Origin of the sequence: Microcoleus sp. Z1_B2, from assembly GCF_036700325.1 — a bacterium.
In the GTDB taxonomy this organism is placed as follows: domain Bacteria; phylum Cyanobacteriota; class Cyanobacteriia; order Cyanobacteriales; family Microcoleaceae; genus Microcoleus.
This window is the reverse complement of sequence record NZ_JAUBOQ010000039.1, coordinates 53157-65818: the sequence shown is the minus strand read 5'-3', so window position 1 is coordinate 65818 and position 12662 is coordinate 53157. Positions and strand designations below refer to the sequence as shown.

Here is a 12662-nt window from a genome sequence, read left to right as displayed (position 1 = left end):
AAAGATTTACCGTGTAAGCATCCCGAATTCCCGGAACTTTGAGGATCTCAGCCAGTATCCCCTCTGGTAGAGGGTCAACGATTTTAAATTTTAGATTTTAGATTTTAGATTGGCCCAGGGGAACTGGAGACTGGGAACTGGGGAGTGAGGAATGAGGATTGGCTAATAGAAAAATTCCCGCTTTCAGGCCAATTACCAACGATCGATTACCCATTACCAATTATCAGTCCTGGCATCCAAAATCTAAACTCCTAAATCCGTCAAAGATTTACCGTGTAAGCATCCCGAATTCCCGGAACTTTGAGGATCTCAGCCAGTATCCCCTCTGGTAGAGGGTCATCAAGGCTCAAAACCATCACCGCATCGCCTCGCACGATTTTACGGCCTACCTGCATACTGGCAATATTGACATTAAAACTGCCCAATTGGGAACCAATTTTGCCAATAATCCCCGGCATATCGCGGTGCAAGGTAAACAGCATATGGTGAGTGGGGGAAACGTTGACCGGGAAATCGTCAACACTGGTAATCCGAATTTCGCTTTCGCCGAGCACTGCACCTGTCACGGTGTGTTCGCCGAGGGTTCCCTTAGCCGAGAGGTGTAGGGAGCCGGTGTAGTCGCGAATTGAGGCGTCTCTGGTTTCGACGACGCGAATTCCGCGTTCTTTTGCTTCAATGCTGGCGTTGACGTAGTTAACGCGCTCTCGCAGGGCTTGGGAGAGCAGGCCTTTGAGGGCGGCAACGACTACGGGCTGGCTTTGGTTGCTGGCCAATTCGCCTTGGAGTTGGACGTTGAGGTAATCGACTCGGCCTCCGGCTAGCTGGCTGACGAGGTTGCCCAGGGTTTCGGCGAGTTGCAGGTAGGGTTTGAGTTTTTCGATCGAGTCTGGGTAAATTCCTGGTATGTTGACAGCCGATCGCGCGGGCAGCCCCAACAGTACATCGCGGATTTGTTCAGCCACGTCGATCGCCACATTCACCTGAGCTTCCGCTGTGGATGCTCCCAAGTGGGGTGTCAGCACGATGTTCTGGCCGACACTCCGCAGTGGGGAATCAGCTTCCAGCGGTTCGTGTTCGTAAACGTCCAAAGCTGCGCCGGCGATCTGACCTGATTTGATGGCTTCTGCGAGGGCTGCTTCGTCGATTATGCCGCCTCTGGCGCAGTTTATGATGCGGGCCGTGGGCTTCATTTTCGACAGCACTTCAGCGTTAATTAAGTGCAGGGTTTCCGGCGTTTTGGGGATGTGCAGGGTGATGTAGTCGGATTCGCGCATCAGCAGTTCGAGTTCTACTAAGCGGCAGCCCAACTGATCGGCTCTTTCGGTGGAAATGAAGGGGTCATAGGCCAGCAGTTTCATGCCCATTGCTTTGGCTGCGGCGGCGAGGTGGGAGCCGATTTTGCCCAAACCGACGATGCCGAGGGTTTTTTTGTAAACTTCTACGCCCAGAAAGCGGTTGCGTTCCCATTTACCCCCTTTGACGGATTCGTTAGCTTCCGGGATGTGGCGAGACATCGAGAGCATCATGGCGAGGGCGTGTTCGGCGGCGGCGATCGTGTTGCCTTCGGGGGAATTGACGACTACAATTCCTTTGCGGGTAGCGGCGGGTACATCGACATTATCTACGCCGACGCCGGCTCGGCCGATAATTTTAAGTGAATTCCCGGCTTCTATGATTTCTTTGGTAACTTGGGTGCCAGAACGGATCATTAAAGCGTCGTAATCTGGAATAATTTTTACCAGTTGTTCGGCTGAGAGTCCTGTGTTTACGTCAACTTGCGCGACTTGGGAGAGGATGTCAATTCCGGCTTGGTCGATCGGATCGGATACTAGAACTTTAGGCATAGCAAGCAATTGAGTGCAATAGTAAAAATAGACCGAGCGTTGGCGAGCTCAAAGTTGAGACTTACACTTAGAGCAGTATCTAACAGCTCAGCTCAAGCTTGCCTTTGTGCAGTTTGAATTGTATCTGTATTCGGTCAAGGTCGGCCGTTTTTTGCATGAAATATTTTAGCTTTGCGGGCGATCGGACTCTCTGACAGTCTGAAAATCCCGCAAGTGCTTAGCTAGTATGTCTTTTCGGGCTATAATAGACTTTGGCTATTCCAGCCTAACTATCAGGAATTATTCTCAATGAATTATCTTATCGCCGTACTGCCCGATCGAATGCAAGCCGAAGCTGCCTACTGTGCTCTGGAAAAAGAAGGCTTGCCCATGAAGCAAGTGAGCATTTTGGGCCGCGGCTACAAAACTGCTGATGAATTTGGCTTGATCGACCCGAACCAGCAAGCGAAGAAACAAGCTAAACTCATGGCGATTTGGCTGATTCCCTTTGGCTTTATTGCTGGCGTTACTTTCAGCTTGATTACTGAGTTGAAGACTTTTGCCTGGGCGGGAGAAATTGGCGATCACGCGATCGGTGGTGTACTAGGTGCGATCGCCGCTGCAATGGGCAGTGTGTTTGTTGGAGGCGCGGGCGGTATGGCTTTTGGTAGCGGCGATGCTTTGCCCTACCGCAACCGTTTGAATGCCGGTAAATTTTTGATTGCGGTTAAGGGTACTGATGATTTGACTGGCAAAGCTGCGAAGATTTTGCAGCAGTTTGAACCGGAAAATATCCAAGGTTATACAGAGACTTAGTTATTTGTTTGTTAACAGTTGACTGTTGACTGTTGACTGTTGACTGTTGACTGTTGGCTGTTGACTGTTGACTGTTGACTCGTGTAATATTTGGAGGCAGTTATGGAATCACAAACTATCCCCCTAGATTCTCCCCTAGAATTAACGCTCGAATTAACAGACGAGCAGTTTTTTCAGTTGTGTATTGACAACCGGGATTTAAGATTTGAACGGACTGCTAGTGGAGGATTGATTATTATGCCACCTACAGGTAGCGAGACGGGTAGACGGAATTCAGACCTAAACTTTCAACTTAAGGCTTGGAGTCGTCAAAACAATTTAGGAGTTGTTTTTGACTCTTCAACTGGATTTAAACTGCCCGACGGTTCAGATATTTCTCCCGATGCTGCTTGGGTGCGGCGCGACAGGTGGGATGCTTTAACTGCTGAAGAAAAAGAGAAATTTGCGCCGATTTGTCCAGATTTTGTGGTGGAATTGCGTGAAGCGAAGCTATCCCGTAGGGAATCGACTACTGACTCGCTAGAAAAATTGCGGGCTAAAATGAAAGTGTATGTGAAAAATGGAGCGAGGTTGGGATGGTTGCTCGATCGCAAAAATAGACAAGTTGAAATCTCCCGTCAGGGTAGAGAAGTAGAAATTTTAGATGAACCTGCAACTCTGTCCGGTGAAGAGGTACTACCCGGTTTTGTGTTGGATTTAACTGATATTTTCTAAATTTGTAAGAAGACTCGGCGGTTGAAACCGCATCTATTAAGTCAAAACCCGCAGAGGCTGGTTAAAGAGGACAACTGGGGAAAATTATGTTATTCTCTTTAGTCGGCATCCAGCAGACATGGTTTGTATAAACCTGCTTTCAACCGCCTTCTTATCTTTTCCCGCTAATTGATGATATGATAGGCTGCCAAAGGTTGCGTTTGGTATGACCTGTCAGGAACCTCAGCCCTGACGGCATGAGGCTTGGAAGAGAAATCTCAAAAGCCGTCCTGACCAGCCTAAGTCTTAACTGACTACGTTTTTTGAGTCACGACACTCCTTGAATGCGAAGCTAGTTTTCCGCTCTGTCATTTGCAGTTAAACAGTTTTAAGGTCCCTGAAACAGTGCTGCAAGTATAAAAAGCTCTTAAAACATTGGCGAAGCTAACATTACCCCGCAAGGGAGGCTCGAAAGAGCAAAATACTATGCGTACAGGATTGGAAGATTTGAAACGGTAACTGTCCCGTTGAAAGTACAACACAAAGGTACACCGAATTAACCAATTCCAAGGCGGTAGTAAATCAAAAAACAATGTAAAGCCGTCCTAGAAGGACGGGGTTTCTACCCATTTTTCTGATGAAAATCCTCCACGGGACTTGGATTCCTCAAGCAGAAGAGAATTTTATTCAACCTGGAACTTTTTGTCTTTGGGTTGAAACCACTCAAAAGAAAAAACAGCCTGCTAAGGTTCATCCCCGACAATTGGAGACGGCACAGTTAAGAGAGTTTCTAACGAAAGAAGCCGGGATGCAACTGCCACCAGTCAGCAATACAAGTGCGATGGGGCGAGAATACGCGATCGTCCCTCGGTATTTTTTACTCCCCACTGCCGACAACCAGCCGTTACCATCTTTAGAGTTAGCGCGATATTTAGAGACAGAATTACCGGAAACATTTGAGTTGGAGTATTGGCAAGTTGATTGTGTGTGCATCGCCACCCACACTTTGACTAAAGTATTGAACGATCTGCATTTTTTTGCCCTCTACGATTTAGCAGAAGTTCAGTTTGGTTCAGACTTGCTATTTTGGTATCACTACACCCAAAATTTTAAGCAAATTGTTCTGAAAGATCATTATATTCCGGCGTTGCGCTATCGAGAAACTGCTCCGATCGCGATCGCACCCATCGAAACATCCGAACCCACTGAGAAAGCCACGCGCGGGCGTAAGAAAGCGGGCGAGACAAAAACCAAAACAACTGCAAAAACTCCAAAAACACCTGCCAAAATTGCACCCAGCTTTGAGATTTATCCGGGATGGGAAATTGTTTCAACACAGTACGAAACTGATTTACAACGCTATGTTGAATGGATGCCTTTAGTTTGTGTGTCCGGTTTTCGGAAGATTCAGCTACAAGATACACCAAAGTTCTACGATCGCGAACGGTTGCTGCGGCATTTTTCCGAGTGTGCGATCGCGGAAATTGTCACTCAAACCCCCATCCCAGCATCGTTTGAAAATAAGATTGCGGATTCTTTACTCCAAATCTGCCTCAACCAAACACGAAAAATCGCGCGAGTAAGCCTCGATCAATACCGGCAATGGCAAACCTGGCGCGATCGCATTACGCGCAATCAATCTGCTGACTCATTCTCCCTCTGCTTTCAACTACAATCCCCCGAAAACCCCGAACAGCCTTGGGTTTTAGAGTTTCAGGCGGCTGCGAAAAAAGACCCATCTTTGCGGATGCCGTTGCAGGATTATTGGCGATCGCGATCGACTCAACAAAAACAGTTGCAAACACAATTTGGAGACAACTTTGAGCAACATTTGCTGACAAATCTCGGCTACGCTGCCCGCATTTATCCCCAACTTTGGCAAGGGCTAGAAACCGACAAACCAGTTAACATTACCCTCAGCTTAGATGATGCTTTCACCTTTCTGAGCGAGTCCGCTTGGGTATTAGAAGATGCCGGATACAAAGTGATTGTCCCCGCTTGGTGGACGCCGAAGGGACGACAGCGGGCGAAGATTCGCCTGCAAGTCAAAGGGAAGGGCAGCAAGAGTGCTGCAATCAAGGGCAAGGGATTGTTTTCGGCGGATTCCTTGGTGGAATATCAGTATGAATTGGCGATCGGGGGTGAACGGGTTAGCGAACAAGAATGGCAGGCGTTAGTAAATAGCAAAACACCGCTGGTGCAGTTCCGAGGACAATGGATGGAACTGGACAAAGACAAGATGCAGGAGATGCTAAGTTTTTGGCAAAAACATCGCGAAGAAAACCCCGATTTAAGCCTGATTGACTTTATGAAGTTGACGGCAGAAGGAGAAGCGAGCGAACAGTTGGAGGTTGAGCGCGATCGGGCTTTATCGGATATGTTGGAGAAGCTGCACGATAAGAGTCGGTTAGAGTTAATTGCAGATCCGGCAAAGTTTCAGGGCAAGTTACGGGATTATCAAAAGCGCGGCGTTTCTTGGTTGAGTTATTTGGAAAGTTTGGGATTAAATGGCTGTCTTGCCGATGATATGGGTTTGGGTAAATCGGCGCAGGTAATTGCTCGATTATTGCAAGAGCGGGAAGTTTTATCTAGTACAAAAGAGACAGAAAAAAATACAGAAAATGCGGTTCTACCCACGCTGCTAATTGCGCCCACATCCGTAGTTGGTAACTGGCAAAAGGAAATGGAAAAGTTTGCTCCAGAATTGCGATCGCTGATTCACCACGGCCCTCAACGTTTGCAAGATGCCAAAGCATTTAAAGCCGCCGTCCAAGGTTGCGATATGTTGATTACTTCCTTTACCTTGGTGCGAAAAGATGAGAAGCTGTTGAGCAGCGTAGCGTGGCATCGCGTGGTAATTGATGAAGCCCAGAATATTAAAAATCCCAAAGCGGCGCAAACCAAGGCGATTTTAAAGTTACCCGCTACCCATCGACTAGCATTGACTGGAACACCTGTAGAAAATCGATTGCTGGATTTATGGTCGATTTTTAATTTCCTCAATCCCGGATATTTGGGAAAAGAGGCGCAGTTTCGGAAGTTGTTTGAATTACCGATTCAAAAACATGGGAGTCGCACGCAATCTGCAGCGCTCAAAAAATTAGTAGAACCTTTTATCCTGCGCCGTCTGAAAACCGATAAGTCGATTATTCAGGATCTCCCCGACAAAGTTGAGCAAAAGCTCTACTGCAATCTCACCCGCGAGCAAGCTTCGCTTTATGAAGCGATTGTCAAAGAGGTAGAACAAGAAATTGACGCGGCGGAAGGAATGAAGCGCAAGGGGATGATTTTGGCGACACTGCTGAAGCTGAAGCAAATTTGTAACCATCCGCGCCAGTTTTTGCAGGATGAAAGTGAGTTTACACCAGAGCGATCGCACAAACTAGAACGGCTGATCGAGATGATTGAGGAAGTTAAAGCAGAAGGCGAAAGTTTATTGGTATTTACGCAGTTTACAGAACTGGGAAGCGCGTTGGAAAAATATATTAAACAAACGCTACATTACAACACTTACTACATCCACGGGGGAACCAGTCGCGAAAAACGGGAACGGATGATTTCAGAGTTTCAAGATCCAGAGTCTGAACCTTCGGTATTTATTCTGTCACTGAAGGCGGGCGGCGTGGGAATTACGCTGACAAAAGCCAATCACGTGTTCCATTTCGATCGCTGGTGGAATCCGGCAGTGGAAGATCAGGCGACGGATCGGGCGTTTCGGATCGGACAGGAAAAAAATGTGTTTGTGCATAAGTTTGTGGCTATTGGCACTTTGGAGGAAAAGATTGACCAAATGATTGAGGACAAAAAGAAATTGGCAGGGTCAATTATTGGTGCTGATGAATCGTGGTTGACTGAGTTGGATAATGAGGCATTTAAGAAATTAATTAGGCTCAATAAAAATGCGGTTCTAGATTAGGAGAAACCAAAAAATATGTCACAATTTACTCGGAATTGGTGGGGTAATAAATTTATCGATGCGTTAGAAAGATTTACAGATTCTGGGCGACTTGGGCGGGGACGTGCCTATGCACGAAACGGCAAGGTAAAAAGCTTTGGCATGAATGATGGGTTAGTGATGGCACAGGTGAGAGGCTCGGTTAATCCTTATTTTGGGGTTTATAAGGAGCCTCTGTACACAACTCAAATTGAGTTTGAGCCAATTAGTCAGGAAAAGTGGCAAATGGCGATCGCCCAAATGGCATCAAAAGCCAGCTTCATTTCTCGGCTGCTGCTCAACGAAATGCCCGACAATATTGAAAAGGCTTTCTCACCCCTCGGATTGCACCTTTTACCCAGCAGCCGCGAGGACTTTAAGACTACTTGCTCTTGCCCAGACTATAGCAATCCCTGCAAACATATTGCCGGAGTTTATTATTTGGTGGCGGCCGAATTGGACAAAGATCCATTTTTACTGTTTGAATTACGGGGGCTTTCTAAGGAAGTGCTGCACCGCGAATTAGCAAAAACGCCTTTGGGCTTGGCGCTGGCTGCGGAGTTGACGGCGGATGCAGCGGCCCCTGTGGCGGTGGATTCCTATTACACGCGGGCGATCGCCAGTGAGGCGCCAACGGTCAGCCTGAAAGAGTTTTGGCATGGTGCGAAGCGACTACCGCAGACGATTGAGGTGGCAGCGCAAAGTGGGGTAAGCGCGATCGTGGTGAAGAAACAGGGAGATTTTCCACAGTTTTGGCACAAGGATGGTTCGTTTATTGAGGCGATGGAAGAACTGTATTTGCGGGTGAAGAAGAATAAGTAGTTGGGTGGACAATTTTGCTGCCATACTCGATCGAGCTCTTGCAAAAACTTTAACTGGAAGACTTCATAGGTTTGGTACAATAATCGTGCTCATCATATCAGCTTTACCAGCAACTAAAATCATAGGATCGTTATTTGATGATTTTAGACTATAATTAAATTAGTGCGACTGTTAAAAAAGTAGACTTTTTAGTTACAGCAAACTTTGGCAATTTCAAATTAGAATCTAAAATTGACTGATGTTACAAAGAGAAGAACTGTTAAAAGGCATCGAAAACCGCGAATGTGTCGCGCGGGCGATCGACCAAGCGGAACAAGCAATTAAAACTTGGGAAGTTACTCTGACTGATTTTCTGTCGCCTCCAGAATTGGCGGACACTCTGACGGTATTTAAGCGCTTAACAGATGTGGAATTAGTGGCTTGGGGCGGCTACCCGCAAGCTGAAAGACAAAGAATTGCGATCGCGCGATCGGATATCCCGATCGACTCTGCTAGCGTTAACGTTGCTGCGGTGGAGATTGCTGGCAATTTCTTGTTCGATACAGCTTCTCACCGCGACTTTTTGGGGGCGATGTTGGGTACAGGAATTGTCCGCGAGAAAACTGGTGATGTGATTGTTTTGGGAGAACGCGGCGCGCAAGCGATTGTCATGCCGGAGATGGTAGAGTATTTGGAGATGAGTTTGCAGCAAGTGCGATCGGTTCCCGTGCAAACGCGGCGCATTGAGTTGAGCGAACTCAAAATTAGAGAACCTAAAAAGAAAGAAATGACAACCGTTGAAGCATCCATGAGATTGGATGCTGTCGCCTCGGCTGGATTCGCAATGTCTCGCAGCAAAATGGCCGATTTGATTGGCAGCGGCGATGTGCGAGTTAACTGGAAAGACGTTACTCAAGCTAGTTATAATGTCAAGTCTGGAGATTTAATTGCTGTTACGGGCAAGGGAAGATTGGAAATTGGGGAAGTTGCTGTTACTAAGAAGGAACGCTATCGAGTCCAGTTAACTCGATATTTGTAATTTATAGCCCAGAAACCGGGTTTTTTTCGAGAATATGGATACACCGCGTAAAAATTGCGAAAAACCCGGTTTCTTTGGTTTCTGTGGTAGTCCTGGACGCTTGTAAAATTGGGGAAGGTTCATTTGTTTGTGGGTGCGATGGTTTGTCCACGGGCTCGTTTGTTTGTCCGCGATTCCGCGATTCCGCCAGGGGTTGAAACCCCTGTCTCATAGAAGACAGTCGGTTGAAACCGACTGAAGAATGGTGACAAATACTCGATTATTGTGACAAATACGCGATAGTTTATTTAATTTGCTTTTCAGTCCTCTTTTAGAGGACTTTCGCTATGAGACGGGGGTTTCAACCCCCGGCGGACTTGTGGGGTAGCGTGGAGGATTTTGGTGGCGGGGATTTTGGTGGCCCGAATGTGCGATCGACCTTTTGGTAAAATTTGCGTTAGGGGCGATCGACCTTTTGGTAAAATTTGGGTTAGGGGCGATCGAATGTTTGTCGTTGGGTGGGGGCGGGTTTATCTAGATTGTTGCTGGGAATTGGGGATGGTTGGTAAAACCCGCCCCTACAGAATTATCGGGATGTTTGATTGTTTTGGGAAAATTTGGGTTAGGGGCGATCGAATGTTTGTCCTTGGGTGCCGGCGGGTTTATTTATATTGTCAACGATCGCGATTATTCGTCTTTCGCCCGAAACACCTTTTCTACCGACTTCACCAACAGTTCTCGCGGCATCAATCGAGGCATATTGGCGATGATTTGATTGGGAATTCCCCCTGTCACGACATTAGACTCATTTTTGTCTAAAGCTTTCAAAGCATCTCGCACTACTTCCGCTGCGGGAACGAGTTTTTGCCAGCTGCTGGATGCCATTGATTGAGGGAATTCAGCTACTGCGAAAAAGTTCGATTCTGTCGGCCCTGGACAAAGGCATAAAACGCGAATTCCTAAATCTTTGTTTTCCGCCCAAAGTGCCTCGCTGAAACTCAAAACAAAGGCTTTAGTCGCTGCATACATCGACAAGTACGGCATCGGTTGAAAAGCTGCAATGGAGGCAACATTGATGATACTTCCCGATTTTCTTTCGCGCATTCCCTGCAAAAATAAGTGCGAGAGTTCAACTAATGCTACAATATTTAGTTGCACCATTGTTAGTTGTTTCGCAAGCGGGCGATCGGCAAAAGCACCGTAATCGCCAAAACCCGCATTGTTCACCAACAAATCAACCGTCCAACCTTTTTTAACAACCGCGTCAAATACAGCATTTGTGGCTCCTGGTGCGGTCAAATCTTGAACGATAATTTCGACCAAAATATTGAATTCCTGTTGCAGTTGAGCAGCTAACTGTTGCAATTTGTCTTCGGAACGAGCTACCAAGATTAGATTGTGCTGGCGTTTGGCTAATTCGGCGGCAAAGGCTGCACCAATTCCGCCAGAAGCACCGGTGATTAAAGCAGTAGGCATGAATTTAATTCGGATTATTTGATATAAACTTTATATATTTTAACAATTATTTTTGACGCGAACCTGTAAAATAATTAAAAGGGAATAGGTGAGTTTTATGGCGCGTCTTACCGATCGAGCTTTTGAAATTTTGCGGGCCGAAGTTGACAAGTGCGCGGCGGCTGATAGTCTAGCCGGTGATGTGTTCCGACGGATGGTAATCAAGCGGTTGGAGAAGTTACGATCGCAAAACGGCACTTTCGCCTCAATAGAAGAAATCCGCGATACCTTCAAAAACGAATTTCCCAACTTCAGCGAACAAGCTCTCAAAGCTGCCGTCAAAGCCAACCGCCCGCCCGGATTGTTCGGTAAAATCATCTTTGCTGGGGGTTTGCTGGGAAGTGCTGCGGGGATAATTTGGCTGATTAACCTACCTTCTCCCATGATTCGCTGGCCCGTCGCCAAAACAATGCCGATATTGTTGCTGCCGAGTTTTATGAGTATGGATCACAATTACCGGCAGGCGATCGCCCTTGTGGAACAATCCGATCAACTGGTGAATAAAGCCACTGCTGTTGCTGATTTTGACTTGGGCGAAATTAAAGCAAAACAAGCGCAAAAACACCTCGACGCCTTGCCCGTGTGGTTTTTAGGTTATTATCCACAAACTTACTGCAAATTTTTCGGCTGCCGTTGGCGGTTTACAGTCGATGAATTTCAAGCCGCCCGCAAAAATGTCGGGCGGATGGAGGCTCAGATTTTCCAGCAAAAAAATGCTTTTACTCAGTTAAATCAAGTCGAACAAACGCTAAAGACGGCGAAACAGGAGTATCAGCAAGCCAAAACCGCTGCGGATAGACAAAAAGCAACGGTAAATTGGCAAAGTGCGATCGACCAACTCAATCAAATTCCCGCCCAAACCCTCGCTGGAGAAACGGCTAAGAAAACACTCAAAGCAGCAGAAAGAGACTTTCAAGCAATGGGCGGCGTCGCCACCGGTTCTGTGCAGGCTGACAACTTAATTGAAGCTGCCAAAGAATTTGCTCTCTCCGCCGCCGTCGCCGCCAAAAACCCGCCGCATCCCGCCGCACAGTGGGAGCAAATAGCACAATTGTGGCAAGAAGCTATTAACAGACTGAAATTGATTTCTGTCGATAACCCTGGGTATCTCGACGCTCAAACCAAACTCGCTAAATATCAAAAAGATTTAGGAATTACCCAGATTAGACTGCAAGCAGAAAAAGATTCTGCAAAAGCTTTGCAAGCAGCTAAAAGCTTGTTTGCCAACTTGCAAAATAATGTGAATTATCAAAATCCCGGTTACTCCCTCAGCCAGTTGCAACAAATTATCAATCAATTAGAATCCGTGAAACCCGGCACAACTGTTTATCCCGAATCCCAAAAATGGCTGCAATCTGCTCGCAAGAAACAGCAAGAATGGCAAAAGAATTAGTCAGTTGACTGTTGACTGTTGACTGTTGACTGTTAACTGTTAAGGGTCGCGAATTAAATAACTTACAATTTTAATTGTTCTTGTGGGATGGGCGTCCCGCCCGTCCATAAAGGGCGGGCGGGACGCCCAACCCTACTCCCCACAAACTTGTGTAAATTATTTAATTCGCGATCCTAATGACTCATATCATGTCCGATCGATTAACCATAATATCTTGGTAGGGGCGGGTTTTTGAGATTGTCAATTATTCGCAGGTATTGTTGGTAAACCCGCCCCTACAAAAATCGCGATCGCTCGACCGGACATGATATCATGACTAATGACTAATGCCAACAACCAACTGCCAACTGCCAACTGCCAACTAACAAATTACCAATTCGGGTCAACATACAGATTAATTGTCACTTGCTTTTTCCCCGAAGGGATGCCGGAAATACAAGCACAAATCGTATCTCCGCCATCAATTTCTACTTCGCAAGCGTGACAAGAACCCATGAGACAGCCGGTAGGAATAGAAACCCCTGCACGTTTAGCTACATCTAGCAAAAGCTCTCCTGGGTCAGCTTCAACTGTCACATTATCTGGTAAAAAACAAACTTTTGTCATTGAATTTGAACCTCAACTCTAACAAACAATAGTTAATAGTCAACTGTCAACTGTCAACTGTCA

At 46.6% G+C, this 12662-nt stretch carries 9 protein-coding genes; 6 read left to right on the top strand and 3 right to left on the bottom strand.

Features of this window, described 5'->3' with window-relative positions:
* Positions 1–260: 260 nt before the first annotated feature.
* On the bottom strand, positions 261–1844 hold the full coding sequence (serA, locus tag QT984_RS21670; RefSeq protein ID WP_333057864.1) for a phosphoglycerate dehydrogenase: 1584 nt from the start codon (positions 1842–1844) through the stop codon (positions 261–263).
* Positions 1845–2132: 288 nt separating this feature from the next.
* On the opposite strand from serA, the gene QT984_RS21665 reads away from it, so the two are divergent.
* The 5 genes from QT984_RS21665 (at position 2133) to QT984_RS21645 (ending at position 9106) form a co-directional block, all read left to right on the top strand.
* The gene (locus QT984_RS21665; protein WP_333155102.1) at positions 2133–2639 is read left to right on the top strand and encodes a hypothetical protein; all 507 of its coding nucleotides are present in this window, start codon (positions 2133–2135) and stop codon (positions 2637–2639) included.
* 102 nt (positions 2640–2741) lie between these two features.
* Positions 2742–3353, top strand: a complete 612-nt coding sequence (locus QT984_RS21660) for a Uma2 family endonuclease (RefSeq protein WP_333262790.1) — start codon at positions 2742–2744, stop codon at positions 3351–3353.
* 616 nt (positions 3354–3969) lie between these two features.
* On the top strand, positions 3970–7248 hold the full coding sequence (locus QT984_RS21655; RefSeq protein ID WP_333337554.1) for a DEAD/DEAH box helicase: 3279 nt from the start codon (positions 3970–3972) through the stop codon (positions 7246–7248).
* A gap of 15 nt (positions 7249–7263) precedes the next feature.
* Complete coding sequence (locus tag QT984_RS21650) at positions 7264–8088, top strand: SWIM zinc finger family protein (RefSeq protein ID WP_333057867.1); 825 nt, start codon at positions 7264–7266, stop codon at positions 8086–8088.
* 238 nt (positions 8089–8326) lie between these two features.
* Entirely contained in the window at positions 8327–9106 is a 780-nt protein-coding gene (locus QT984_RS21645) for a photosystem II S4 domain protein (RefSeq protein WP_333057868.1), read from the top strand.
* 666 nt (positions 9107–9772) lie between these two features.
* Here QT984_RS21645 and QT984_RS21640 read toward each other — a convergent pair.
* Complete coding sequence (locus QT984_RS21640; RefSeq protein WP_333374910.1) at positions 9773–10561, bottom strand: SDR family oxidoreductase; 789 nt, start codon at positions 10559–10561, stop codon at positions 9773–9775.
* 97 nt (positions 10562–10658) lie between these two features.
* Here QT984_RS21640 and QT984_RS21635 point away from each other — a divergent pair, with 97 nt between their 5' ends.
* Entirely contained in the window at positions 10659–11993 is a 1335-nt protein-coding gene (locus QT984_RS21635) for a hypothetical protein (RefSeq protein WP_333374908.1), read from the top strand.
* Between the two features lie 369 nt (positions 11994–12362).
* On the opposite strand, the gene QT984_RS21630 is transcribed toward QT984_RS21635, so the two are convergent.
* Positions 12363–12599 carry a 2Fe-2S iron-sulfur cluster binding domain-containing protein gene (locus QT984_RS21630; protein WP_333057871.1) on the bottom strand — a complete coding sequence of 79 codons (237 nt, stop codon included), beginning with the start codon at positions 12597–12599 and terminating at the stop codon, positions 12363–12365.
* Positions 12600–12662 lie beyond the last annotated feature (63 nt).

Excerpts from the sequence above, each read along its gene's own strand:
- serA (WP_333057864.1), bottom strand. The coding sequence starts at position 1,844 with ATGCCTAAAGTTCTAGTATCCGATCCGATCGACCAAGCCGGAATTGAC.
- QT984_RS21665 (WP_333155102.1), top strand. The coding sequence starts at position 2,133 with ATGAATTATCTTATCGCCGTACTGCCCGATCGAATGCAAGCCGAAGCT.
- QT984_RS21660 (WP_333262790.1), top strand. The coding sequence starts at position 2,742 with ATGGAATCACAAACTATCCCCCTAGATTCTCCCCTAGAATTAACGCTC.
- QT984_RS21655 (WP_333337554.1), top strand. The coding sequence starts at position 3,970 with ATGAAAATCCTCCACGGGACTTGGATTCCTCAAGCAGAAGAGAATTTT.
- QT984_RS21650 (WP_333057867.1), top strand. The coding sequence starts at position 7,264 with ATGTCACAATTTACTCGGAATTGGTGGGGTAATAAATTTATCGATGCG.
- QT984_RS21645 (WP_333057868.1), top strand. The coding sequence starts at position 8,327 with ATGTTACAAAGAGAAGAACTGTTAAAAGGCATCGAAAACCGCGAATGT.
- QT984_RS21640 (WP_333374910.1), bottom strand. The coding sequence starts at position 10,561 with ATGCCTACTGCTTTAATCACCGGTGCTTCTGGCGGAATTGGTGCAGCC.
- QT984_RS21635 (WP_333374908.1), top strand. The coding sequence starts at position 10,659 with ATGGCGCGTCTTACCGATCGAGCTTTTGAAATTTTGCGGGCCGAAGTT.
- QT984_RS21630 (WP_333057871.1), bottom strand. The coding sequence starts at position 12,599 with ATGACAAAAGTTTGTTTTTTACCAGATAATGTGACAGTTGAAGCTGAC.